Raw genomic sequence first — 23,855 nt, 5'->3', positions numbered from 1 at the left:
CAGGGGGCGTGCTTGAGCGGGGAAGATCACGACGCGGCCAACGGCGGCGCGACGAACGAGGGCAAGGACCCGCCGCGGCACGACGCCGCCGGCCGCGACACACGCGACGACGCGGCCACCGGCAAGGACGCCGGAGACGACGCGCGCGACAGCGACGACCGAAAGCGCGACGTCAAGAAGGACGACGATCGCCAGAAAAGCCGGAACTCGGACAAGAAGAAATCCGACAAGGACGACGACGAGGGGTCTGATGACGAGGACGAGGACGACGGCAAGCCACCGCTCTACAAGCGACCGATCTTCTGGATCGTCGTCGGGATCGTCGCCGCGGTCCTGATCATCGGCGGCGTGCTCTACTGGCTCCACGCGCGCCGGTTCCAGTCGACCGACGACGCCTTCATCGACGCGCACATCGTTCGCATCGCCGCGCAGGAAAGCGGCCAGCTCACACAGGTCACCCCGGCCGACAACCGCCACGTCCAGGCCGGACAATTGCTCGCGGTGATCGAACCCGGCACCGCGCAGGCGTCACGCGCGGAGGCGGTCGCGGGGATCGCGGAAGCCGACGCGCAGATCCGCCAGGCCGAGGCGGGCGTGCTCGCCGCGCTGGCGAGCGTCCGGCAGGCGCGCGCGCAGGCGGCGGTGCCGCTCGCCGAGGCGCGCCGCGCGGCGGGCGATTACCAGCGCTACGTCGACCTGCGCCGGCTCGATCCGCTCGCGGCCGCGCCGACGCAGATCGATCAGGCGCGCGCGCAGGCGCAGAGCGCGCTCGCGCAGGTCGGCGCCGCGCGCCAGCAGATCGGCTCGGCCGAGGCCGACGTGTTGACCGCGCGCAAGCGGGTCGAGGCCGCACGCGCGCAGCGCCGCGCCGCCGAGGCGCGCGTCGCGCAGAGCGACGTCACCGTCCGCCACCTCGTCATCCGCGCGCCCATCAGCGGGCAGGTCGTAAACCGCTCGGTCAACCTCGGCAGCTATGTCGCGCCCGGGCAGCAGTTGATGGCGATCGTCCCCGACGATCTGTGGGTCACCGCCAACTTCAAGGAAACGCAGCTCACCTTGATGCGCGCAGGTCTGCCGGTGCGGATCGAGATCGACGCCTATCCCGGCCGCGAATTCGCGGGCCACGTCGAATCGATCCAGCGCGGCGCGGGTCAGGCGTTCGCGCTCCTTCCGCCGCAGAACGCGACGGGCAATTACGTAAAGGTCGTGCAGCGCGTGCCGGTGCGCATCCGCTTCAACAACAACGACTGGCAGCATTACGCGATCGGGCCGGGCATGTCGGTCGTACCGCGCGTCACCGTGCGCCCGTGATCGCACCTCGGCCAAGCGGCACGGGCGCGGCATGAGCGGGTGGAGCAACGAACGCTCGGCGGCGGGCGATCGCAATCCGTGGCTGATCGTCGGCGTCATCAGCCTTGCGACCTTCATGGAGGTGCTCGACACCTCGATCGCGAACGTCAGCCTCGACCATATCGCGGGCGGGCTCGCCGCCAGCCGCGACGAGGCGACCTGGGTACTGACGAGCTATCTCGTCTCCAACGCGATCGTGATCCCGATCTCGGGCTGGCTGTCCGACGTGATCGGACGCAAGCGTTATTACATGATCTCGGTGGCGCTGTTCACGCTGTCGTCGCTGATGTGCGGGTTCGCGCCCAACCTCACCTTCCTGATCATCGCGCGCGTCCTCCAGGGGATCGGCGGCGGCGGCCTCGCGCCGTCAGAACAGAGCTTCCTCGCCGACAGTTTCCCGCCAGAAAAGCGTGGCGCCGCCTTCGCCGCCTACGGTGTGGTCGTCGTCGTCGGCCCCGTCCTCGGACCGACCCTCGGCGGAATCATCACCGACAACATCTCGTGGCACTGGATCTTCCTGATCAACGTGCCGATCGGCATCCTGTCGCTGCTGCTCGTCAACACGCTCGTGGTCGAGCCCGAGATCCTGCAAAAGGAACGCCGCCAGCGGCTGAAACGCGGGCTGCGCGTCGATTATATCGGCTTCGCGCTCGTCGTGCTCGGGCTCGGCGGGCTCGAACTTATCCTCGACCGCGGTGAGCGCGAGATGTGGCTGGAGAGCACCTTCATTCTCGGGCTCGCGGTAACGGTGGTCGTCTCGCTCGGCTTCCTCGTCTGGTGGGAGCTCGCTCGCAAAGACCCGATCGTCAACCTGAAGCTCCTCGCCAACCGCAATTTCGCGATCACCCTGCTGTTCATGACGACGACGGGCGCGGTCCTGTTCGGCACGACCACGCTCATCCCGCAGATGCTGCAGGAGGTGTTCAACTACGACGCCACCACCGCCGGGCTCGCGCTCACGGTCGGCGGGATCGCGACGCTGGTGGCGATGCCCGTCGTCGGCGCGCTGACCGGCAAGGTCGACACGCGCTTCCTGCTGATGCCCGCGCTGCTCCTCCAGGCGGCGTCGCTCTGGTATATGTCGGGGTGGAACAGCGAGCTGACGTTCCACCAGGCATCGACCGCGCGGCTGATCTCCGCGGTCGGGCTGCCGTTCCTGTTCGTGCCGATCAACACCGCCGCCTATGTCGGGTTGAAACCCGACCAGACGAGCGATGCCTCCGCGCTCCTGAACGTCGCGCGCAACCTGGGCGGCAGCGTCGGTATCGGCGTCGCGCAGGCGTTGCTGATCGCGCGCGGGCAATATCACCAGGACCGGATCGTCGAGGGACTGAACCCGCTCAATCCGTCCTACGTCGAGGGGGTCAACCAATTGTCGCGCTCGATGCCGGGCACCGGGGAAAGCACCGCGACGCTGTCCGCGCTGATGCAGCAGGTGCGCGAACAGGCGCAGGTATTGTCGTACATCGACGTATTCCACGGCTTCATGATCTTCGTGCTGCTGGTGACCCCGCTCGCGATCTTCCTGCGGCAGGGCAAGGCGAAAGGAGCGGCGGCATGACGCGCGCATGGGCAATCGCGGCGCTGGCCGCGCTGGCGGGGTGCACCGTCGGGCCGAACTACCGCCCGCCCGAGGCGAGCGCGCCTGCGCGCTTCGGCGAGGCGGTGACCGACACGCAGCCCGCGCCCCAGTTCACCGGCTGGTGGCACCAGTACCGCGACCCCGAGCTCGACCGGCTGGTCGCGACCGCGCTTCGGCAGAGCCCCGACATCGCGGTCGCAGTGGCGCGCATCCAGCAGGCGCGCGCGCAGGAACGCATCGCGCGCGCGGCCTATCTGCCACAGGTCAACGCGACCGCGGGCACGACGTACCAGCGCTTCAGCAAAAACGCGGGTCTCGCCTCGCTCGCCAGCCTGTTCGGTGGCGGGGCGGGCGGCGGCGGCGCCAGCGGCGGCGGCGCGGGTGGCAGCGGTGGGGCTAGCGGCGGCTCGGGCGGCGGGATTTCCTCGCCCGGCAGCTCGATCCAGACCTATTCCGCCGGCTTCGACGCGAGCTGGGAACTTGACCTGTTCGGCGGCGTCACGCGCCAGGTCGAGGGTTCGCGCGCGCGGACCGAGGCAGCGGTTTGGAGCGCGCGCGACGCGCAACTCTCGCTCGTCGCCGAAACCGCCGACGCCTACCTGCAACTGCGCAGCCTGCAGGAGCGCGAAGCGATCGCACGTAGCGAGGTATCGCGCCAGCAAACCAATCTGAAGATCGCCGCCGACACCAGCCGCGCGGGGCTGATCGCCGAAGGCGACTTCGTGCGCCAGCGGGCCGAACTCGCCAATGCGCAGGCCGCGATCGGACCGATCGTCGCCGAGGGCAAGGCGCAGATGCACGCGCTCGCGGTGTTGACCGGGCGGACCCCCGACGCGCTAATCGTCGAATTATCGCGCCCGCGCCCCGCGCTCGCGGTGCCCGCATCGGTCCCGCCGGGGCTGCCAAGCGAGCTTCTGCGCCGCCGCCCCGATGTGCGCGCGGCCGAGCGCAATCTGGCGGCGGCGACCGCCGACATCGGCGTCGCGGTGGCCGATCTCTACCCGCGCTTCAGCCTGACCGGCATGGCGCAGTTGATCTCCACCGCCTTGTCCAATCTGTTCACCGGCGACAGCCTGCAATTGACGGGGGCGGCGAACGCCACCTTCCCTGTGCTCGATTTCGGGCGCCGCAAGGGCCAGGTCGCGGTTCGCCGGGCAGCGGCGGACGAGGCCTATGCGCAATATCGCCGCACCGTGCTGATGGCGCTGCGCGACGTCGAGGACGCGTTGATCCGCATCCGTACCGAGCAGGACCGGGCAACCGTGCTCGCCGCCGGGCTTACCGACGCACGCCGCGCGGTCGGCTCGGTCGAGGCGCGCTGGCGCAGCGGGCTGACCGATTTCGGCGACGTGCTCGCCGCGCGCCAGTCGGTGCTCTCCGCGGAGGATCAGGTGGCCGAAAGCAACGGCAACCTGCGCCGCAACCTGCTGTCGCTCTACAAGGCGCTCGGCGGCGGCTGGGAAGACCTGCCGCTCACGGTCCCCGCACCGGGTAACGCTGCGCAGGCCTATACGCAGCCGAAAGCCGACCGGAAATAAGCGGCGGGGTCTGGTCACCGCTGCCGCGCCACCGGCCCCACGCTGCGCGTGGCGTCAGCCGGGCCGGATACGCGGACACGACGCTCCTCTTCCTTTACTAAGCGATCAGATAGGCGAGACGTGATCCCGGCGGGACGGCCGCTGCTGGCGAGGGCACGGCTGCCGCGTCATCGTGCGAGGGTAAATTGTCCGGTGGGGACGATCGCCACCGCGCCACATGTTGCCCGATACTAATTGGGTGACAGACGACTGTCGAAGCCCGTCGGCGTCAGTGGGTCGATGAAACGTTGCCTGGGCGACGAACACCTTGCCCAGCGAGGCCCATCGGTGAACGCGACGCCCGGCAGCGATGCGGTCGCCGCGTCCCTGCCGGCCCGGCCGCTTCAGCGCGGGCCGTTGCCCTGCTGGCGTATCCCCGTCGCATCGTAGCTCGTCTGCGACGAGGTCGAATCCGTGCCGCCCCCTTGCCGGGGCATCGTCGAACCCATGCTGCCGCCAGCCATGCCGCCTTGCATCGAATTGCCGCTCGTCATGCCACCGGTCATCGTGTCTGACCCCCGGCCACCGCTACTGCCCGACTGCTGGCTGCTGCCCGCCGCGCTGCTGCTACGCGTCAGCGTCATCGCATTGGTGGACGTATTCATTCCCCCAGACGCGCTCGACGACGCCATCGCCGCACCGCGCGAACTGCCCATCGCGCGGCGCATCGCCGAATTCATCGGCGGTTGCGACACGCGCCCGCTCGGTGCTGCGGCGCCGCCGCGTGCCCCCGCCGACGAGGCCATGCCTCCGCTCGCCCCTGCCCCGGCACCCGCACCCGCACCCGCTTGCAGCAATAATCCGATGACGATCGCGCTAATCATGCCCGTGTCTCCGCTGTCGATCGCATCATGGTCGCGACCGCTTTTCGTTGGTGTGCGGGTCAAAAGCCACGCTGCCCCCGCCGGTTCCCGCATCGCGACGGTGCGGCCGCACCCGGTCAACTCCGCCGCAGCAGCGCACGCGACAGGCGGCGATCCTCGAGCGAGTAATAGAGCCAGATCGCGCCGCCATCGACCACCACCGACGCGGCAAAGGCGATGTCGGTCGCGCTGCGATCGTCGACCGGCGGCGGGGTGACGAGCGGCTCGATCCCGCGCGCGACGACGCGGGTCAGCGCAGCGTCGAACGCGACCCAGCCGATCCGCCAGCGCGCGTCGCGCGTCGCGCCGTTGTAGAACATGACCGGCGTCGCGGGATCGTCGAGCAGCAGCGGCCCGGTCGACAGATGCCAGTCGTCCCAACTGTTCTCGCGCGGCATGAACGGCGTCGGCTGCTCGCACCACGGCCCCGACGGCCCCGCCCCGATCGCCAGCCCAATCCGCGACGCATCGTCGGCGGCATATTCGTAGAACAGGCGCCACGCCCCGTCGGCGGAGCGGCTGACGGTCGCTTCCTTGGTGTTGCCTTCCGACTTCGATGACGCGAGCGCGACGCCGCTTTTCGTCAATCGGTCGAGCGACGGGCCGGTCGCGTACGACAACTCACCGTGCGCGTGGTCGGCGAGCACGCCCGAATAATAAACGAGATAACCCTCCTCCAGCCGCACCACCGTCGGGTCCTCGACCCCGCCCGCGTCGTGCGCGTCAGGGCCGGGCACGATCGAGGGCTGGTCGAGCATCGTGAACCGCACGCCGTCGCTGCTCCACCCGCTCCAGATCTGGCCGGTGTCGGTCATCACCTCGCCCGGGCGGCAGACCGCGCGCACCATCATGCCCCAGCGGCCGTCGGCCTCGCGCCAGACGTACGGGCTCATCAGGTCGCGCTGCATCAGCGCGGGCGGCCCCTCGATCGTGACCGTCTCGATCGCCTTGACGTTGAAATCGAGCGCGGTGTCGGCGGCGGCGACACTGTCCTTGCGATGCGGGTCGGCGATCGCGTTGTCGGGGGCGTCGCTCATGCGCCCAGCGCCTGCATCAGCGACAGCCCCCCGTCGATCACGATCCGCGCGCCCGTGATATAGCGTGCGTGGTCGGAGGCGAGGAAGACCGCGAGGTCGGCGACCTCGGACGGGTCGCCCGCGCGACCCATCGGGATGTTCTGCTCCAGGCTTTGGCGATAGGCGGGGTCGCTCTGCGCGCGCGCATTCATCGGGGTCAGGATCATGCCCGGCTCGATCGCGTTGACGCGGATGCCACGCGGCGCTTCCTCGATCGCCATCGTCTCGACGAGGTTGGTGAGCCCGCCTTTCGCCGCACAATAATCCGCCCCGCCCGCGCGTACTGCGTAGGCGTGGATCGACGAGATGTGGATGATCGACGCGTCGGCCGGCGCCTCGCCGCGCCCTTTCAGGAACCGCCGCGATGTCAGGAACGCGCCGGTCAGGTCGGTGGTGATCAGCCGCTGCCACTGCTCCAGCGCCATCGTGCGCACGCTCACGCCGCTCATGTTGAGCCCGGCCGAATTGATCAGCACGTCGGCCGCACCCCAGGTCCGCTCCACTGCGGTGAACGCTGCGTCGACGCCATATTCGTCGCCCACGTCCGCCTGCACCGACATGGCCTCGCCACCACGCGCCTGAACCGCGGCCACGCTGCGCTGCGCTGCTTCGGCGTCGGCATGATAGATGACGCATACGCGGTCGCCCGCGGCGCCGAAGGCTTCCGCGCACGCAGCGCCGATACCCGATTCCGCACCTGTCACGACAATCGTCCGCGCCATTTCGTCCTCCGCTTCTCGGGAGGCCTAACTCACAGCGCCGGCGATCGTTCTCGCGCGGGCGGCGACGACGGACATGTCAGTGTTGGGAGGATGGAGCGGGTAACGGGAATCGAACCCGTGTATTCAGCTTGGAAGGCTGCTGCACTACCATTGTGCTATACCCGCCCGGCACCGCGCGATCGCGGTCGAGACGCCAGCCGCGTTAATCGAGATCGCGCGCCCGTGCAAGCGAGGCGTTCGCCGACGATCGGTCGGCAACCGGACGCCAGATCGCACGAGCATCCTGATGATAAACGGCGCGGAACAAACGATTTAACCGTGGTCGGGCGTGGCCGATCACGCTAGTCGCCGCGGCGTACCGTTGCACACCGGCGATGCATCCAACGCGCGCGTCGTGTATTTCGCAGGTGTTCATCGTGGCGCATGATGCTCATTCGTATGAGCCGAAGCGCCGACGTGATGTGAGGGTGAGTGGCGAGATGAAGACGTTGAACGCGCAGGGTGACGCGGTGACTGGCAACCGGTGGGGGACGGCGCGCAGCGCGGTGCTGCGTCGCGTGATCGGCGGCGCGGGCACGACCGCGATGGCATTGCTCGCCACGGTCAGCAACGCGCAGATCATCCCCGCCCCCGCCCCCGCCCCCGCCCCGGCCCCCGCGACGCCGCCGCCCGTCACGACAACGGTCACGACGACCAGCGCGATCGCGCAGCCGCTGCCGCAATTGTCGGAGAAGCAGGCGCGTGAACTCGCCCGCCTGATTGCGCAGGATGAGATCAAGCAGGGCCTGCGGCAGGGCAGCCCGCGCGATCTCAGCGGAAAGACCGGCGACGCACTGGTCCGCACGGCACTCGATCACGCGCGCGCGGTGCATGCCGGACGTCTCGACGCGAGCGATTTCGAACGCGACTGGGGTATCCGGCCGCAGGCGTACGATCCCCTGCCCGGTTTTGCCGAGGCGGTCGAGCGCGACCGGCTCGCCGCCTGGGTCGCGTCGCTGCCGCCGCCTTACGCCGGTTATGACGCGTTGGTCGCCGGGCTCACCCGCTACCGCCAGATTGCGGCGGATGGCGGCTGGGGCAGCGTGCCCGCCGCACCCGAGCTCAAATATGGTCGCTCGGGTCCTGCGGTCACGGCCTTGCGCAAGCGGCTGGCGGCGGAGGATCCGCAGGTGTCGGCCAGCGGCACTGCGTTCGACGCCGATCTGCTCGCCGCCGTCCGCCGCGCGCAGCGTCGCTACGGCCTCAACCCCGCGGGGGACGTCGGCGCACAGACGCTCGCGGCGCTCAACGTGCCCGTCGCGACGCGGATGCGGCAGATCGCGGCGAACATGGAGCGTTGGCGCTGGCTTCCGGCACAATTGGAGGAGAAGCGCGTCCAGGTGAACGTCGCGGCCGCGGTGCTGACGGTGTTCGACGGCGATGCGCCCGTCATGTCGATGAAGGCGGTGACGGGACGTCCGGGCAACGAGACGCCGATGCTCGTCTCCTCGATCCACTCGGTCGTGCTCAACCCGCCGTGGAACGTGCCCAGCTCGATCGCGGACAAGGAATTGTGGCCCAAGGAGCGCGCCAATCCGGGTTATCTGAAGCGCAACGGCTTTCGCGTGATCGACACCGGAAACGGGGGCAAGCGGTTGCAGCAATCATCCGAGAAGAGCGCGCTCGGCCGGTTCAAGTTCGATTTCCCGAACGACTTCGCGGTCTATCTGCACGACACACCCGCGCAGTCGGGCTTCTCGCGGTTCGACCGGCTCGCCAGCCACGGCTGCGTCCGGCTCGAGAAGCCCGAGGCGCTCGCGAAGCTGCTGATGAAGACGACCCCGCAATGGCAGCCGGAAGCGATCGATCAGACGGTGGCCGCGGGCAAGACGGTGCGCGCGCAGATGGCGGAGCCGGTGGCGGTGTATCTGCTGTACTGGACCGCCTTCGCTAGCCCGTCGGGTCAGGTCGGGTTCCGCGATGACCCCTATGGCTGGGACGGCGAACTGGCTAGCAAGGTGGAAGCACGCTCGGCCCGCCAGGCGCTGGCGGCGTTGTGACAATGGACAAAGGGACAGGGACGATGAAGAAAAAGACCGGTGCCGCACTCGCCGCCCTGCTCGCGCTGACGCTGGCGGGCTGTTCACGCTCGTCGGACGAGCAGACGCCGCTGCCCGACAACGAAATCTCGGACAATTACGCGGCCGAGTCACTGCCCGAGCCGACACCCGAGCAGAGTCCGACGCCCGAGGCACTGCCCGCGACCGACCTGAACGCGACCGCCGAGGCGCTGCCGCCCGCCGCCGAGCGGACGGTGGACGAGCAGATGAACGACGACGCGTTCGCCACTGGCATGACCGCGCGCAGCACGCGCGGTCAGACGCGGGACGATGCCGGCGATCGGTCGCGTGACCAATCGAGTGCGGACGAGCCCGCGACCGACGGCAATTTCACCGGCGAATAAGCGGAGAAGCACCGGCCCCGCCCAACCGGGCCGGGTCGGTACGGCGCGGCGTCAGCGGCCGCGTTGCCCCGCGACATAACCATCGTAGGGCGCGCAATCGCCGCGCTTCTTGCGGCAGTCGCGCTCGTAGTCGCGGCGCTCGCGCTGTTCGCGTTCGGCCTGCTTGCGCTGTTGGCGGACGTATTTCTCGTCGCGCTCACGCGGGCTGGTGGTGGCGAGATCAACGCCTTTCCCGACTGCGCGAACCGGCATGGTGGCGACGTTCCACGCCGTCTTCACGCACCCACCGGTCGCGAGCAGCGGCACCGCCGCGATAGTCAGCACGAATTTGCGCATCACTTCTTCTCCCCCGCGACGAAGGCGTCGCGCGTCTCGACCCCGATTGCAGGAAAGTCGGTGAAGAAACCGTCGACGCCTTGCGCCAACGCAGCCGCGATCTCTCCGGCCAGATCACCGTGATCCCCCGCGCGTTCGCCGCGACGAAAGCGCGGACGGACGAACGCGTTCTCGGCACGATACGTCCACGGATGCACACGCAACCCTGCGGCGTGGGCATCGGCGACCAGCGTCGTCGGCGCGTCACCCTTCCCGCCGTCGTGCCACAACATCGCCTTGTCGGGACCGATCCCCCAGGCGTAGCCGGCCACCGCGCGCAGCCCCGCGGGCGTCATCATCGCGGCATAGCTGGGTGCGGCACCATCGGCGGGCGCGCCGCTCGCCGCGACGAGCTGGATCAGCCGGATGCGCGTCATCGTCTTTAGCCGCTTCAGATTGTCGACTTCGAACGATTGGATGAACACCGGCGCGTCCGCGCTGTCCCATCCCGCTGCCTTCAGCTGGTCGACGAGCAGACGGTCGGTCGGGTGGCCGATGCGGGCGAAATAGGTCGGATGCTTGGTTTCGGGATAGATTGCGACCCCGTGCGCCTTTGCCAGCGCGATGATGTCGACGAGCGTCGGGATCGTCTCGCGCCCGTTCCACGCCGTATTGGCGGGTCGGAGCTGCGGTAACCGCTCCTTGGCGCGCAGCGTCTTCAACTCCGCCAGCGTGAAATCCTCGGTGAACCAGCCCGTCAGCGTCTGTCCGTCGATCGTCTTGGTCGTGCGCCGCGCGGCGAATTCGGGGTGTTCCGCGACGTCGGTCGTTTCGGAAATCTCGTTCTCGTGCCGCGCGACCAGGACGTCGTCCTTGGTCGGCACCAGATCGGGCTCGATCACGTCGGCCCCCGCCTCGATCGCGCGCGAATAGCTCGCCAGCGTATGCTCGGGTCGTTCCCCGCTGGCGCCTCGATGCGCGATGACGATCGGCGGGGACGACAGGCGCGCACTGGCGGGATTGGTGCTCATGGCACCACCCTGCCCGCTCGCCAGCGCGGGCGCCAGCAATGCCGCCGCGGTGAGAGTCGTTCGCAGGGATATGAAGCGGATAACGCACGTTGTGAAGCTAGCAGCGAAAAGGCGGATCATGCGCTTCACCATCAATCAGAAAACCTACGAAGCGGATGTAGACGTCCGCACCTCGCTTCTCGACCTGTGTCGTGAGCATCTCGGGCTGACCGGCAGCAAGAAAGGCTGCGACCATGGTCAGTGCGGTGCCTGCACGATGCTGGTCAACGGACGGCGCATCAACTCCTGCCTCTCGCTCGCCGTGATGCATCAGGATGACGAGATCGTGACGATCGAGGGTCTGGGAACGGTCGAGGACCTGCACCCGATGCAGGCGGCGTTCGTGTCGCATGACGGTTATCAGTGCGGTTACTGCACACCGGGCCAGATCTGTTCCGCGGTCGGGATGCTCGATGAGGTCAAAAAGGGCTGGCCAAGCCACGTCACCGGCGACCTGAACGAGGTTTCGCTCAACGACGCGGAGATCAGCGAGCGCATGAGCGGCAACATCTGCCGCTGCGCCGCCTACCCCAACATCGTCGACGCGATCCGCGAAGTAGCGGGTCAGTTGGGTGATCAGGCGATCAAGCCCGCCCCGCGCACCGCGAACGAGCAACCCGCGCAAGAGAAGGTGTCGGCATGAAGACCTTCGATTATCGCCGCGCCGACACGATCGAGGCCGCGACGCACGCGAACGGCCGCTTCATCGCGGGCGGCACGAACCTGCTCGACCTCATGAAGCTACAGGTCGAGACGCCCGAACGTCTGGTCGACATCAGCCGGCTCGATCTCGACACGATCGAGGAGCGCGATGACGGCGGGCTTACGATCGGGGCACTGGTGCCGAACAGCGATCTGGCGGCCGATCCGCGCGTGGTCGCGAAATACGAGGTTCTCAGCCGCGCGCTGCTGGCGGGTGCATCGGGGCAGCTTCGCAACAAGGCGTCGACCGGCGGCAATCTGCTTCAGCGGACGCGCTGCTATTATTTCTACGACACCGCGACGCGCTGCAACAAGCGTGAGCCGGGGTCAGGCTGCGACGCGATCGGCGGATTCAACCGCATCCTCGCGGTGCTGGGCACCAGCGACCATTGCATTGCGACGCATCCGAGCGACATGGCGGTCGCGATGCGCGCGCTAGACGCGGTCATCGTGACGCAGAAGCCCGACGGTGACAAGCGTCGCATCTCGATCCATGACTTCTATCGCCTGCCCGGCGACACCCCACAGATCGAGACGGTATTGGAGTCGGGCGAACTCATCACTCATGTCGAGCTGCCGGCCCCGCCCACGGGCAAGCAGGTTTACCGCAAGGTCCGCGATCGTGCGTCCTACGCCTTCGCGCTCGTCTCGGTGGCCGGTGTCGTCGAGGTGAAGGACGGCGTGATCGCCTCGGCCGCGCTCGCCTTCGGCGGGCTCGGGCCGATGCCGTGGCGCAATCCCGCCGTCGAAGCCGCGATCGTCGGTAAGGCTCCCTCGACGCAGGCATTCGAAGCCGCCGCCGACGCGTTGCTCGCAGACGCGCGCGGCTACGGCTCGAACGACTTCAAGATACCGCTCGCACGGCGCACGCTGATCGCGACCCTACGGGATTTGACCGCATGAGCATCCTTGGCAAATTGTTCGGCTCCGACGACGCCGAAACCAACGCGCTGGTCATGGACGAGCCGCGCCCGCACAGCTTCCTCGATCACGGCGCGCAGGACGTCATCGGAAAGCCGATCAATCGTGTCGAAGGACCGTTGAAGGTTACCGGACGTGCGCCCTACGCCGCGGAATATCCCGCGGAGCGGCTCGCCTACGGCGTGCTCGTCCGCGCGACCTTCGGGTCGGGCAAGATTACGAAGATCGACGATAGCGCGGCGCGCGCGCTGCCCGGCGTCATCGACGTCGTCGCGGACTATGACACGTTCATCCGCAGCCCGGGTCAGGGCGGCGCGACCGAGGCACCGCCCCAGGGGGTGCAGGAGGTGCATTATTTCGGCGAGCCCGTCGCGGTCGTCGTGGGCGAGACGTTCGAGGCTGCGCGCGACGGCGCCGCGGCGGTGCGGCTCGAATATGACGAAGCGGACGCGAGCTATGCGTTTGCCGCGCACAAGGACCAGGGCAAGGAGCCCAAGGAAGACCAGATCCCTGGCCACAGCAAGCAAGGCGACTTCGCCGGCGCCTTCGACAAGGCCGCGGTGAAGATCGACGTCACCTATACCACGCCGAGCCAGAATTCGACCGCGATGGAGCCTCATGCGTCGATTGCCGAATGGCGTGATGACACCCTGATCCTCCACGGCGCCTATCAGATGGTCGCGAGCGATCAGCAGCAGCTCGCCAAGGCGCTGGGCGTATCGGCCGACAAGGTGCGGATCATCGCACGTTTCGTCGGCGGCGGGTTCGGGTCGAAGCTCGGCATCGCGCCCGAAAGCGTCGCTGCTGCGGTCGCCGCAAAGAAGCTCGGTCGCCCCGTCAAGATCGTGCTCGCGCGCCAGCAGGTGTATGAGGCAACCGTGCGTCGCTCGAATACCGAGCAGCGCATCCGTCTGGGCACCGATGCCAACGGCAAGATCGACGCGCTCAGCCACAATTCGCTCGTCACCAATACGCCGTATGAGCAATATTGGGAGCCGGTCGCGATCGGAACTCACTTCCTCTACGGCGGCGAAAATCGCGAGATGAACCACGATCTGATCGCGTTGAACCTCAACGCGGCGGGATCGATGCGCGCGCCGGGCGAGGCGGTGGGCATGATGGGGCTCGAATGCGCGATGGACGAGCTGGCGGAGCAGCTCGGGATCGACCCGATCGAGCTTCGCCGCCGCAACGAGCCCGCGCAGGAACCCGAGAAGGGGATTCCTTTCTCCAGCCGCAACCTAATCCCGGCGCTGGAGAAGGGGGCGCAGCTGTTCGGCTGGTCGCAGCGCAAGAAGGCGGGAACCGATCGTCGCGGCGAATGGCTCCACGGCATGGGCGTGTCGTCCGCGGTACGGACGAACATGCTGATGAAATCGGCCGCGAAGGTCACGCTGACCACCGACGGTCGCGCGATCATCGATACCGACATGACCGACATCGGCACGGGCAGCTATACCATCCTCGCGCAGATCGCCGCCGAAACGCTCGGCCTGCCGGTCGAGAAGGTCGTCGTCCACCTCGGTGACGGTAAAGCACCGCCCTCGTCGGGCTCGGGCGGTTCGTGGGGCGCCGGCTCGGCTGGCTCGTCGGTCTATCTCGCGTGCGAGAAAATCCGCGAGAAACTGGCCAAGTCGATGGGCGTCGCGGTCGAGGAGATGACGCTGAAGGACGGCCGTGCGATCGCCGACAACCGCGTCGTGCCGATCACCGAGCTGATCGACGAGAATCTGGGTGTCATCGGGCAGATTGAGCCGGGCAAGCAGGAGAAGAAATTCCATCAGGCCGGCTACGGCGCGCATTTCTGCGCGGTGAAGGTCAATGTCGTCACGGGCGAGGTCAGGGTCGAGCGAATGCTCGGCGTGTTCGCCGCCGGACGGATCCTCAACGAAAAGACCGCGCGGTCGCAGTGCCTGGGTGGCATGACCTTCGGTATCGGCGCGGCGATGACCGAGGAGATGATCCACGACGATCGCAACGGCAAGGTCGTCAACCGCGACATGGCGGAATATCACGTCCCCTCGCACGCCGATGTGCCCCACCTCGAGGTTCATTTCCTCGAGGAGCGCGACATCCACGTCAACCCGATCCATGCCAAGGGGATCGGCGAGCTCGGCATCTCGGGCGCGGGGGCGGCGGTTGCCAACGCGATCTTCAACGCGACGGGGGTGCGTGTGCGCGATTTCCCCATCACGTGTGACAAGATCATCGAGCAGCTTCCCTTCGACGCCTGACGCCGACGCACTGCGCCAGTCGAGGTGGTGGCATGTTGCCGCCCCCCGGCTGGCGCAAATGCGTACGGTTCCCTAGATTACAGCCGTTCAAGCGGGGAGCGTCGCGATGACCGAACAGGCGATCGATACGGCCGAGCGGCCAGGCGGACTGAAACGAGCGGTTCAAGGACAACTTGGCGCCCCCCTGCCCCGCATCGAAGGGCCTCTGAAGGTCACCGGTACTGCCAACTACGCATTCGAGGACGCGCCGGCGAACGTTGCCTATCTCGTGGTCGTCGGTGCGCCGGTCGGTGCGGGCACGATCATAGCTATCGATGCGACCGCTGCGGAAGGCGTGCCGGGCGTGTTGACGGTGATCCACGACGACCCGCGCATGATGGCCGGCGAGGGCAACTCGCGTGCGATGCCGAGTCAGGGATCCCGGCAGATCTTTCACGTCGGTCAACCGGTCGCGGCCATCGTCGCCGATAGTCTGGCAGTAGCACGTGAGGCCGCAGCATTGGTTCGCGTCGATGTCGACGCGCGTGCCGGACGCTACGACTTCGCCGACGCGCCGGTCGATGAAACCCCTGCGATCGGGTTTCTGCCATCCGTGACAAAGGGGGATCTCGATCTCGCGATGCGCGACGCCGCGGTAACGTTCGACGCGACCTACTCGACACCCGCGCACTTCCCCGCCGCGCTCGAGCCGCACGCGACGCTTGCGTGGTGGGACGGCGACGAACTGACGGTGCGGACGAGCAATCAGGTCATTGGCGCAGCCCGGGGAACGATCGCGACCGCGCTTGGAATCGATGCTGCCAAGGTGCGTGTGCTCGCCCCCTTCGTCGGCGGCGGGTTCGGCGGCAAGACCGGGGTCGGCGCCGAGGTGGTGCTCGCGGCGATCGCGGCGCAGCGGCTCGGTCGACCCGTAAAGGTCGCATTACCACGGCGCGATACCGCCTATCTCGTCCATCACCGCAGCGAGACGCGCCAGCGCATCCGCATCGCGTGCGATCACGACGGACATATCAGCGCGATCGCGCACGAGGGTGTCGCCTATCAGAACGACGACAGCGGCTTCCTGGAGCCGATCCCGTTCGGCTCGATCCCGCTTTACAGCGGCGACACGCGGGTCTTCCGTACCGCGCTCGCGCGCGTCGACCTGCCGCCGACCGGTGCGGTACGTGCGCCGGGCGAGGCGATCGGTACCTTCGCCATTGAATGCGCGATGGACGAACTCGCCGAGCAGCTCGGGATCGATACAATCGAGCTGCGGCGCCGCAACGAGCCGGCCTGTGACCCGACCTCGTCCAAGCCCTTCTCCACGCGGCGTCTGCTCGACTGCTACGCGGAGGGCGCGCGTCGTTTCGGCTGGCCCGATCGCGTCCCCGATCCCGGCACGACGCGCGATGGCGAATGGCTGATCGGCATCGGGATGGCAGCCGCGCTGCGCGGCAATTTCACCGTCGAGGCAGCCGCGAACGTGCGACTTGAGCCGAGCGGGCGCGTGACGGTCGAGACCGACATGACCGACATCGGCACCGGCACCTACACGATCCTGGCGCAGACCGCGGGCGAGGTGCTGGGCGTTACCGCCGACCAGGTCGACGTCAGGATCGGCGATACCAATTATCCCAAGAGCGCGGGGTCGGGCGGATCGTTCGGCGCTGGCAGCGCGTGCGCGGCGGTGCTGCTCGCGTGCGAGGACGTGCTCGCCGAGCTGGCGCTTAGGATGAATGCCGCCCCCGAAGAACTGGTCCTCCGGGACGGTTGCGTCACCGCGGGCGGGCGCGAGGTGCCGCTCGCCGAGCTCGCCCGTGGGGAACCGATCGAGGGGCGCGGCAAATCGTCGCCGGGGCAACAGGCCAAGCGCACCAGTCAGGCTAGCCACGGCGCGCATTTCTGCGAAGTCGCGGTCAACGGAGTGACGGGCGAGGTACGCGTACGGCGGATGCTAGGCGTGTTCGACGTCGGCCGCGTGCTCAATCAGAAAACGGCGGCCAATCAGATCATCGGCGGGATGGTATGGGGCATCAGCTACGCGCTGGGCGAAGCTGCAGTCGTTGACACCCGCAATGGCCGTTTCGTCAATCCGGACTTCGGCGAATATCACGTCGCGGTGAACGCTGACGTGCCGCAGATCGACGTTCACTTCATCGAAGAGATCGACGATGCTGCCAATCAGGTCGGCGCGAAGGGGGTCGGCGAGCTCGGCATCTCGGGCGCGGGCGCGGCGGTCATCAACGCGATCCACAACGCCACCGGCGTACGCGTGCGCGACGTGCCCGCGACGCTCGATACCCTGCTCGCCGGCCTGCCGCCGGTCTGAGCGTACTTACGAGAACCTACATGGCCGACAACGATTCCGTCCTCGCCGCCGCTTCCGCTTGGAAGGGCGAGCCGCTCGCGCTCGCTACCGTAGTTTCCACCTGGGGTTCCGCACCGCGGCCAAAGGGCAGTCACATGCTGGTTCACGCCGATGGCCGGTTCGAAGGATCGGTGTCGGGCGGCTGCGTCGAGGGCGACATCCTCGATACCGCAGCGCAGGTGATCGCGGGTGCACCGTTCCAGATGAAGACTTACGGCGTAGCCGACGACAGCGCGTGGGAGGTCGGGCTGCCGTGCGGTGGGCAGATCAGCGTGATGGTACAACCCGTCTCGGCGGAGGGTTTCGATCCCGAATTGTTCGATCGCATCGCCGAGGCTCGCGAGCGTGGCCAGGGCGTCACCGTCGCGACCGATCTGTCGACCGGGCACAGCGACCTGCGCCCGGTCGAGACGGGCGAAGTATTTGCCAATCGCTACGCGCCCCCGCGCCGGCTGCTGATCGTGGGCGCGGTCCAGATCGCGCAGAGCCTCGCCGCGCTGGCCGCGACGCTGGGGATCGAGGTCATTGTCGTCGATCCGCGCGGGCGGTTCTTGACCGAGGAACGCTTCCCGAACGTCACGCTCGACGATCGCTGGCCCGACGAGGCGGTCGAGGCGTACCGACCGGGGCCGTCGACCGCGGTGGTGACGCTGAGCCACGATACCAAGATCGACGACCCGGCCTTGATCGCGGCGCTCAAGACCAATGCCGCCTATGTCGGCGCGCTCGGCAGTCGCAAGAGCCACGCGGCGCGGCGCGAGCGCCTTGCCGCAGCAGGGTTGAGCGACGTGCAGATCGATCGGATTGATGGTCCGGTCGGGGTCGACATTGGCGCGATCGGTCCGGCCGAGATCGCGCTTTCGATCGCGGCGGCGATGATACGAGCGTTTCACCTGCCAGCATCCGACACGGCGACCGACCGCGCCGCGGAGGCGGTGCTCGCGTGATCGCGGCGGAGGACACAGTTCTTGTCCTCCTCGCCGCGGGCAAGTCGGCGCGGTTCGGCGATGTCGGCAGCAAGCTGAACGAGCCGTTCCTTAGCCGACCGCTCGGCCTGCACGTCGCGGTTGCGCTCGAGGCGATCCCGTTCAAACGGCGCGTCGTCGTCACATCACCGCGATGCGCGATCAATTACGCGCCGCACGGGTTTCGCGTCGTGACCAACGACGATGCGGTCGGCGACATGGCGTCGTCGGTCCGATTGGGTGTGGCCTGCGCGGCGGCAGAAGGTGCAGCGGCGGTGCTGCTGGCGCTCGCCGATATGCCGCGCGTCACGGCGTCGCACGTCTATCGGTTGCTCGACGCAGCGGACTCGGCCGACGCGGTAGTGGCGTCGAGCGATGGTCAGAGCCCGAAGCCCCCGGCCGTCTTCGCCCGCCCTCACTTCGATACGTTGCAAACTCTTTCAGGTGATCAGGGCGCGCGTGATCTGATCCGCGCGGGTCGCCACGTGGTTACCAACGCTGCCGAACTGATCGACGTCGATACTCCCCAAGAGCTGGAGCAGCTGCGCGAACTCGTCCACGCGCCCGAGGCTCTGACTTTGCCGGGTACGCGGCGCTACGACCGGTTGTCCTGACGTGCGTCATTCGTGGCGTAGCGCGTCGATCGGGTTGAGCGCAGCCGCACGCCGGGCCGGGAAATAACCGAACACCACCCCGATCACCGCGGAGATGCCGAACGCGATGGCGTTGATCTCCGGCACGAACAGGTACGGCAACCCACCGAGCGCCGACAGCGCGCCGATCGCGACCTGCGCAAGCAATAGCCCGATCACGCCGCCCAGCATCGACAGCACGACCGCCTCGACCAAAAATTGCAGCAGCACCTCACTCGCCACCGCCCCGATCGCGAGACGGATGCCGATCTCACGTGTCCGTTCGGTTACCGACACCAACATGATGTTCATGATGCCGATCCCGCCAACGACGAGGCTGATCCCCGCGACCGCGGTGACGATGCGGGTGAGCAATGTCGTCGTGCTCGAAAGCGTGTCGCTGATCTGCTTGGTGTCGAAGATGTTGAAATCGTCGTCCTTGCCCGCGGTGATGGTGCGCCGCTCGCGCAACAGGTCGGTAATCCCCGCCTGCACGGTCGCGGTCGAATAGGCCTGATCGACGCCGACCAGCATCAGGCGGACGTCGCGGGTGCCGGTGAAGCGGCGTTGCACCGTTTTGATCGGCATGATGACGACATCGTCCTGATCGCCGCCGAAACCGGCCTGACCACGTGTCGACAGCACGCCGATGACGTCGCAGCTGACCGCACCGACGCGGAACCGCTGCCCGACCGCGCGGCCGGTGCGGAATAGATTCTGCCTGACGGTATTGCCGATGATGCAGACCGCCTTGCCGGCAGATTCCTCCTGCGACGTCCACAACCGGCCGGCGGCGAGCGGCCACGGCTGCACCTGGAAATAGGCCGCCGTGGTGCCGTTAATCGTGGTCGACCAGTTCGCCCCCTCGTAGATCGCCGTCGCGGTCGACTGCGCCTGCGGGGCGACCGCGGACACGCCGGCAATCTGGTTGGCAATCGCCTCGACATCCTCGGGTTTGAAGTCGGGAGGGCGTGGCCCCCCGCCGCCCCGGCCGAAACCCTGTCCCGGGCGGACCTGGAGGATGTTGGTGCCGAGCGACGAAATGTTCTGCTGCACCTGCGCGGTCGTCGCCTTGCCGAGCGTGACCATCGTCACGACCGCCGCGACGCCGATGATGATGCCGAGCGTCGTCAGGAACGACCGCAACAGGTGCCGCCGGATCGAGCGCAGTGCGAGGACGAAGGTCGTGCCGAGCATCAGGCGCCCCCCTCGACCGGTTGGCCCTGATGATGGTTGCGCTCGATCCGCTCGACCAGCCCATCCTTGAAGTGGATCACCGTTCGCGCGAACGCCGCCATGTCGGGCTCGTGCGTTACCATCAACACGGTGATGCCGCCGCGGTTGAGGTCGGTGAGCAATTCCATGATCTCGACCGAGCGCTCCGAATCGAGGTTGCCGGTCGGCTCGTCGGCGAGCAGCACGTCGGGCTGAGTCACGATTGCGCGCGCGATTGCGACACGCTGCTGCTGTCCGCCGGACAGCTCGGCCGGGGTATGGTCCCACCAGCGGTCGAGCCCGACCTTTTCCAGCGCCGCCATCGAAAGCTCGCGTCGTGCCTTCTTCTCGTCACCGCGGTAGAGGAGCGGCAGCTCGACATTCTCGAGCGCGGTCGTGCGGCTCAGCAGGTTGAACCCCTGGAATACGAAGCCGAGGTACCGCCGCCTCAGCAGCGCGCGCTGGTCGCGGTTCAATGTCTCGACCTGGTAACCGCGGAACAGGAAGGTGCCGCCTGACGGCACGTCGAGGCAGCCGAGGATGTTCATCGTCGTCGACTTGCCCGACCCCGACGGGCCCATCACCGCGACGAAATCACCCGCCAAGATGTCGAGATCGACCCCTTTCAGCGCCTGGAACGCGGTGCCGCCCTCGCCGTAGCTCTTGGTGACGCCGCGCAGCGCGATCAGCGCGTCGGCACCGTCGGGCGATGCGGCCGCGGCGGCGTTACTGGCCACCGCCGCCGCCCCCGCGCCGACCACCACTGCCGCCGCTACCGCCACCACGGCGCCCGCCGCCGCTGCGCGCATCGTCACCGCCGGCGAGTTGCCCGGTGATTACCTGCATCCCCGGCTTGAGCGGGCCCGACAGCACTTCGGTCATCGTGCCGTTGGTGTCACCGGTCGTGACCTGGATCGCGCGCGGCTTGCCATCCGCACCCTTGACGTACAGCGTCTGCGTGCCGCCGCGCCCGACGGTCGCAGTACGCTCGGGCCGGCCGCCGCGACGCGGACGGAAGGTGAGCGAGCCCGCGATCCCGCCGCCATTGTCGTCGCCGCCCGCCACCTGCGGCTTGAACCGGAACGCGGCATTGGGGACGAGCAGTGCGTTGCTTTTATCCGAGGTGACAATGTCGGCGGTCGCGGTCATGCCGGGGCGCAATTGCAGCGTCGGGTTCTCGACCGTCAGATCGGCGGCGTAGGAGACGACCTGCCCCGTCGTGCTGGTGGTCGACGTGCTCGACGACGACGAGGCGGTCGCGTTGCTGACGGTCAGGTTGGAGCCGAGATCGACGCGCGTGATCGTCGCGGGAAAGGTCTTGCCCGGAAAGGCATCAACCGTGAAGCTCGCGCGCTGCCCGACCTGGACCGATCCGACGTCGGCTTCGTCGATTGCGACCTCGAGCTTCATCTTGCTCAGGTCCTCCGCGATCACGAACAGCGTCGGCGTGTTGAACGAGGCGGCGACCGTTTGACCCGGATCGACCTGCCGCGCGAGCACCACGCCGTTGACGGGCGAGCGGATGATCGCGCGCGCGCGCTGCGTCTGGCTCTGCGCCAGCGTCGCCTGCGATGCGACGACGTTCGCCTGTGCGACCTTCAGCGCCGCAACCGCGCGCTGATAATCGGCGCGACCGGTCTGAAGTTCGGTCGCCGAGGGCACGCGGCCATTCGACAGTTTGTACACCTGCTCCAGTCGCGCGCGCTGCGCCTGACTCTCGGCGACGGTCGCCTGCGCCTGGCGGACCTGCGCTTGGTTCGCCGCAATCTGCGCCTGTTGCTGGCGGATCTGGTCCTCGATCTGCTCGGGATCGATCAGTGCGAGCGATTGCCCGGCGGTCACGCGGTCGTTGACGTCGACCACCACCTTGGTGACGAGACCCGAGAGTTGCGAGCCGACCGTCACCTGATTGGTCGGCGCGAGCTTGCCCGTTGCCGACACGCTGACGGTGAGGTTCCCGCGTTCGACCGGCGCGGTCGCGTAGTCGGTCGCCTTCGCGCTGCCGAACACCAGCCGCTGGACGAGCAGCGCGAGCAGTACGACGCCCAGTGCGACCAGCCCCCATTTGAGCCACGTGCGCCATTTCGGCTGCGGCTTCTGGCCCAGGAAGTCGTCGAGGTTCTGGTCGGCCATCAGCGGGTCTCTCGGGCAGCGGGCTGTTCAGGTGCGGAATTAAGCGCTGTCGGGGTCACGTCGGGGTCCCACCCGCCGCCGAGCGCACCGAACAACTGGATCAGCGCGGTCGCCTGATCGGCGCGCGCCTGCGCCTCGCTGTTGCGCGCGGAGAACAGGTTCGCCTCCTGCTGCGACAGCGTGGTGAAATCGGTCAGCCCGCTGCGATATTGCAGCCGCGACAGCAGCGCGGCGTTGTTCGCGGCGTCCAATTGCACCGCGAACTCTCGCCCACGCCGACGCGCGGTATCGAGCGCGACGACGGCATTCTCGACGTCCTCGAGCGCGAGCAGGACATTCCCCTTGTACGCGGCGAATGCGGCGTCTGCGGCAGCCTCGTTGCTGCGGACTTGCGCCGACAGCCGTCCGCCATTGAAGATCGCCTGCGTCAGCCCGGCGAACAGCCCGCCGGTGATCGTGCCGAGCAGCCCTCCGACATTTCCTGCATTGGTGTTGATGTTGCCGCTGATCGCGAGCGCCGGGTAGAGCGCCGCTTTGGCGACACCGATCTGCGCGGTCGCGGCGGCAAGGGTCCGCTCGGCCGCGCGCACGTCGGGACGCTGACGCAGCACGTCGGCGGGGATGCCGGCACCGACGACGCGCGGTCCGGTCGGGATCGGACGGGTCGAGCTGAGCAACGGCTTGAGCGCCCCCGGCGCCTGCGCGGTCAGCACGCCGAGCCGCGACACCGCAGCATTATATTGCTGCTCGAACGCGGGGATCGTCGCCGCGGTCGCCGCACGCTGGCTGCGCGCCTGTTCCTGATCGAGGCTGGAGACGAGCCCCGCCTGCACGCGGAAGCCTGCGATCTCTAGATTGTCGTCCTGGAGCGCGAGGCTGGCGCGCGCGTTGGCGAGCTGCGCCTGATAGAGCCTGGCAAGTACATAATTTCGCGCGACCTCCTGCTGCACCGACAGCAATGTCGTCGCGTAGTCGAACCCGGACGCTTCGTATTGTGCGCGGCTTGCCTCGACAGTACGCCGCACCTCGCCGAACAGCCCGAGCTGGTATTGCGCATCGAGCCCGAGCGAGAAGTTCGAGCCCCCGCCACCGCCGACGTTCTGCACTGTTCCGTCGGGCAGCGTTACCGACTGCCCACCGCCGCGGAACGTCTCCGACCGGCTGTATCCGCCCGAGCCGTTGATCGTGGGAAGGAGGCTGGCGCGGTTCTGCACCAATGACTCGCGTGCCTGTCGCAGCCGCGCGAGCCCCTGCGCGACATCGGTGTTGGCGGCACTCGCCTGCTCGACCAATTGGCCCAGCACCGGATCGTCGAAGCGCGTCCACCAGTGCGTCAAATCCTCGCGTGTAGGCGCGGCGGTGACCGAATAAGCATCGGGCACGCCCAACTCGGCGGCCGAGCGCGGCTTGTAATCGGGGCCGACCGTACACCCGGCAAGCAGGGCCGCGGAGATGAGCGAGAGGCGCAGGCGCGTCATGGTGATGGAGATGGCCAACACACCACGCGGCGTCCAGCGCTTTTATGTCGCAGAATGTACCAACCGGTGCGAGCGCGCCGCGCCGGCGCGCGATGCGAAGCACGCATCGGCCCGGCCGGCAGCGCGCGAGCGCTGACGACGCCGCGGGATCCACTCCCGCGGCGCGCGCGGCTGAACGGCGTGCTCGCGTCTACGCCGGGAAAATTCCCGACCCGGTACCCGCCGCA

The 23,855-nt window shown here is 67.9% G+C and carries 20 protein-coding genes and 1 tRNA gene; 11 read left to right on the top strand and 10 right to left on the bottom strand.

Annotated elements, in window-relative coordinates:
- Positions 1 to 12: 12 nt before the first annotated feature.
- From KZ810_RS14610 to KZ810_RS14600, 3 genes are read left to right on the top strand one after another with little or no spacing between them, the layout of a single operon-like run.
- A complete protein-coding gene (locus KZ810_RS14610) occupies positions 13 to 1,311 on the top strand; it encodes an HlyD family secretion protein (RefSeq protein WP_219769854.1) in 1,299 nt (432 codons plus the stop codon).
- 31 nt (positions 1,312 to 1,342) lie between these two features.
- Complete coding sequence (locus KZ810_RS14605) at positions 1,343 to 2,911, top strand: DHA2 family efflux MFS transporter permease subunit (protein ID WP_219769853.1); 1,569 nt, start codon at positions 1,343 to 1,345, stop codon at positions 2,909 to 2,911.
- On the top strand, positions 2,908 to 4,470 hold the full coding sequence (locus tag KZ810_RS14600; protein ID WP_219769852.1) for an efflux transporter outer membrane subunit: 1,563 nt from the start codon (positions 2,908 to 2,910) through the stop codon (positions 4,468 to 4,470). The genes KZ810_RS14605 and KZ810_RS14600 overlap by 4 nt, the downstream gene beginning before the upstream one ends.
- Positions 4,471 to 4,853: 383 nt before the next feature.
- On the opposite strand, the gene KZ810_RS14595 is transcribed toward KZ810_RS14600, so the two are convergent.
- From KZ810_RS14595 to KZ810_RS14580, 4 genes are all read right to left on the bottom strand, one after another.
- On the bottom strand, positions 4,854 to 5,333 hold the full coding sequence (locus tag KZ810_RS14595; RefSeq protein WP_219769851.1) for a hypothetical protein: 480 nt from the start codon (positions 5,331 to 5,333) through the stop codon (positions 4,854 to 4,856).
- Positions 5,334 to 5,449: 116 nt separating this feature from the next.
- Entirely contained in the window at positions 5,450 to 6,409 is a 960-nt protein-coding gene (locus KZ810_RS14590) for a glycoside hydrolase family protein (RefSeq protein WP_219769850.1), read from the bottom strand.
- Positions 6,406 to 7,170 carry an SDR family oxidoreductase gene (locus KZ810_RS14585; protein WP_219769849.1) on the bottom strand — a complete coding sequence of 255 codons (765 nt, stop codon included), beginning with the start codon at positions 7,168 to 7,170 and terminating at the stop codon, positions 6,406 to 6,408. Before KZ810_RS14585 ends, KZ810_RS14590 begins: the two co-directional genes overlap by 4 nt.
- A 91-nt stretch (positions 7,171 to 7,261) precedes the next feature.
- A tRNA-Gly gene (locus tag KZ810_RS14580) sits at positions 7,262 to 7,335 on the bottom strand.
- Between the two features lie 314 nt (positions 7,336 to 7,649).
- Between KZ810_RS14580 and KZ810_RS14575 the strand changes: the two genes are divergently transcribed.
- Positions 7,650 to 9,209 carry a L,D-transpeptidase family protein gene (locus KZ810_RS14575; protein ID WP_219769848.1) on the top strand — a complete coding sequence of 520 codons (1,560 nt, stop codon included), beginning with the start codon at positions 7,650 to 7,652 and terminating at the stop codon, positions 9,207 to 9,209.
- A 23-nt stretch (positions 9,210 to 9,232) separates the two neighbouring features.
- On the top strand, positions 9,233 to 9,613 hold the full coding sequence (locus KZ810_RS14570) for a hypothetical protein (protein ID WP_219769847.1): 381 nt from the start codon (positions 9,233 to 9,235) through the stop codon (positions 9,611 to 9,613).
- 51 nt (positions 9,614 to 9,664) lie between these two features.
- On the opposite strand, the gene KZ810_RS14565 is transcribed toward KZ810_RS14570, so the two are convergent.
- Entirely contained in the window at positions 9,665 to 9,949 is a 285-nt protein-coding gene (locus KZ810_RS14565; RefSeq protein ID WP_219769846.1) for a hypothetical protein, read from the bottom strand.
- Positions 9,949 to 10,959 carry a glycerophosphodiester phosphodiesterase gene (locus KZ810_RS14560; RefSeq protein WP_219769845.1) on the bottom strand — a complete coding sequence of 337 codons (1,011 nt, stop codon included), beginning with the start codon at positions 10,957 to 10,959 and terminating at the stop codon, positions 9,949 to 9,951. Before KZ810_RS14560 ends, KZ810_RS14565 begins: the two co-directional genes overlap by 1 nt.
- A 118-nt stretch (positions 10,960 to 11,077) precedes the next feature.
- Here KZ810_RS14560 and KZ810_RS14555 point away from each other — a divergent pair, with 118 nt between their 5' ends.
- The 6 genes from KZ810_RS14555 to KZ810_RS14530 all read left to right on the top strand — a co-directional run bounded on the left by KZ810_RS14555 (position 11,078) and on the right by KZ810_RS14530 (position 18,784).
- On the top strand, positions 11,078 to 11,641 hold the full coding sequence (locus KZ810_RS14555) for a 2Fe-2S iron-sulfur cluster-binding protein (RefSeq protein WP_219769844.1): 564 nt from the start codon (positions 11,078 to 11,080) through the stop codon (positions 11,639 to 11,641).
- A complete protein-coding gene (locus tag KZ810_RS14550; protein WP_219769843.1) occupies positions 11,638 to 12,603 on the top strand; it encodes an FAD binding domain-containing protein in 966 nt (321 codons plus the stop codon). Before KZ810_RS14555 ends, KZ810_RS14550 begins: the two co-directional genes overlap by 4 nt.
- Complete coding sequence (locus KZ810_RS14545) at positions 12,600 to 14,855, top strand: xanthine dehydrogenase family protein molybdopterin-binding subunit (protein WP_219769842.1); 2,256 nt, start codon at positions 12,600 to 12,602, stop codon at positions 14,853 to 14,855. Before KZ810_RS14550 ends, KZ810_RS14545 begins: the two co-directional genes overlap by 4 nt.
- A 106-nt stretch (positions 14,856 to 14,961) precedes the next feature.
- Positions 14,962 to 17,166, top strand: coding sequence for a xanthine dehydrogenase family protein molybdopterin-binding subunit (locus tag KZ810_RS14540; protein ID WP_219769841.1), 2,205 nt, complete (start codon positions 14,962 to 14,964; stop codon positions 17,164 to 17,166).
- A 20-nt stretch (positions 17,167 to 17,186) separates the two neighbouring features.
- Complete coding sequence (locus KZ810_RS14535; protein WP_219769840.1) at positions 17,187 to 18,152, top strand: XdhC family protein; 966 nt, start codon at positions 17,187 to 17,189, stop codon at positions 18,150 to 18,152.
- A complete protein-coding gene (locus KZ810_RS14530; RefSeq protein WP_219769839.1) occupies positions 18,149 to 18,784 on the top strand; it encodes a nucleotidyltransferase family protein in 636 nt (211 codons plus the stop codon). Before KZ810_RS14535 ends, KZ810_RS14530 begins: the two co-directional genes overlap by 4 nt.
- A gap of 6 nt (positions 18,785 to 18,790) precedes the next feature.
- Here KZ810_RS14530 and KZ810_RS14525 read toward each other — a convergent pair whose 3' ends face one another.
- Genes KZ810_RS14525 through KZ810_RS14510 form a run of 4 tightly spaced genes read right to left on the bottom strand, consistent with a single transcriptional unit; the run spans position 18,791 to position 23,628 of the window.
- Positions 18,791 to 19,999, bottom strand: coding sequence for an ABC transporter permease (locus tag KZ810_RS14525; RefSeq protein ID WP_219769838.1), 1,209 nt, complete (start codon positions 19,997 to 19,999; stop codon positions 18,791 to 18,793).
- The gene (locus KZ810_RS14520; protein WP_258044980.1) at positions 19,999 to 20,826 is read right to left on the bottom strand and encodes an ABC transporter ATP-binding protein; all 828 of its coding nucleotides are present in this window, start codon (positions 20,824 to 20,826) and stop codon (positions 19,999 to 20,001) included. The genes KZ810_RS14525 and KZ810_RS14520 overlap by 1 nt, the downstream gene beginning before the upstream one ends.
- Positions 20,744 to 22,150, bottom strand: a complete 1,407-nt coding sequence (locus tag KZ810_RS14515) for an efflux RND transporter periplasmic adaptor subunit (protein WP_219769837.1) — start codon at positions 22,148 to 22,150, stop codon at positions 20,744 to 20,746. Before KZ810_RS14515 ends, KZ810_RS14520 begins: the two co-directional genes overlap by 83 nt.
- A complete protein-coding gene (locus tag KZ810_RS14510) occupies positions 22,150 to 23,628 on the bottom strand; it encodes an efflux transporter outer membrane subunit (protein WP_219769987.1) in 1,479 nt (492 codons plus the stop codon). Before KZ810_RS14510 ends, KZ810_RS14515 begins: the two co-directional genes overlap by 1 nt.
- Positions 23,629 to 23,855 lie beyond the last annotated feature (227 nt).

Source organism: Sphingomonas citricola (assembly GCF_019429535.1).
GTDB lineage: Bacteria > Pseudomonadota > Alphaproteobacteria > Sphingomonadales > Sphingomonadaceae > Sphingomonas > Sphingomonas citricola.
This window is presented reverse-complemented; position numbering and strand designations above follow the sequence as displayed.

Coding starts and splice junctions, on each gene's coding strand:
- KZ810_RS14605 (WP_219769853.1), top strand. CDS start 1,343: ATGAGCGGGTGGAGCAACGAACGCTCGGCGGCGGGCGATCGCAATCCG.
- KZ810_RS14600 (WP_219769852.1), top strand. CDS start 2,908: ATGACGCGCGCATGGGCAATCGCGGCGCTGGCCGCGCTGGCGGGGTGC.
- KZ810_RS14595 (WP_219769851.1), bottom strand. CDS start 5,333: ATGATTAGCGCGATCGTCATCGGATTATTGCTGCAAGCGGGTGCGGGT.
- KZ810_RS14590 (WP_219769850.1), bottom strand. CDS start 6,409: ATGAGCGACGCCCCCGACAACGCGATCGCCGACCCGCATCGCAAGGAC.
- KZ810_RS14585 (WP_219769849.1), bottom strand. CDS start 7,170: ATGGCGCGGACGATTGTCGTGACAGGTGCGGAATCGGGTATCGGCGCT.
- KZ810_RS14575 (WP_219769848.1), top strand. CDS start 7,650: ATGAAGACGTTGAACGCGCAGGGTGACGCGGTGACTGGCAACCGGTGG.
- KZ810_RS14570 (WP_219769847.1), top strand. CDS start 9,233: ATGAAGAAAAAGACCGGTGCCGCACTCGCCGCCCTGCTCGCGCTGACG.
- KZ810_RS14565 (WP_219769846.1), bottom strand. CDS start 9,949: ATGCGCAAATTCGTGCTGACTATCGCGGCGGTGCCGCTGCTCGCGACC.
- KZ810_RS14560 (WP_219769845.1), bottom strand. CDS start 10,959: ATGAGCACCAATCCCGCCAGTGCGCGCCTGTCGTCCCCGCCGATCGTC.
- KZ810_RS14555 (WP_219769844.1), top strand. CDS start 11,078: ATGCGCTTCACCATCAATCAGAAAACCTACGAAGCGGATGTAGACGTC.
- KZ810_RS14550 (WP_219769843.1), top strand. CDS start 11,638: ATGAAGACCTTCGATTATCGCCGCGCCGACACGATCGAGGCCGCGACG.
- KZ810_RS14545 (WP_219769842.1), top strand. CDS start 12,600: ATGAGCATCCTTGGCAAATTGTTCGGCTCCGACGACGCCGAAACCAAC.
- KZ810_RS14540 (WP_219769841.1), top strand. CDS start 14,962: ATGACCGAACAGGCGATCGATACGGCCGAGCGGCCAGGCGGACTGAAA.
- KZ810_RS14535 (WP_219769840.1), top strand. CDS start 17,187: ATGGCCGACAACGATTCCGTCCTCGCCGCCGCTTCCGCTTGGAAGGGC.
- KZ810_RS14525 (WP_219769838.1), bottom strand. CDS start 19,999: ATGCTCGGCACGACCTTCGTCCTCGCACTGCGCTCGATCCGGCGGCAC.
- KZ810_RS14520 (WP_258044980.1), bottom strand. CDS start 20,826: ATGCGCGCAGCGGCGGCGGGCGCCGTGGTGGCGGTAGCGGCGGCAGTG.
- KZ810_RS14515 (WP_219769837.1), bottom strand. CDS start 22,150: ATGGCCGACCAGAACCTCGACGACTTCCTGGGCCAGAAGCCGCAGCCG.
- KZ810_RS14510 (WP_219769987.1), bottom strand. CDS start 23,628: ATGACGCGCCTGCGCCTCTCGCTCATCTCCGCGGCCCTGCTTGCCGGG.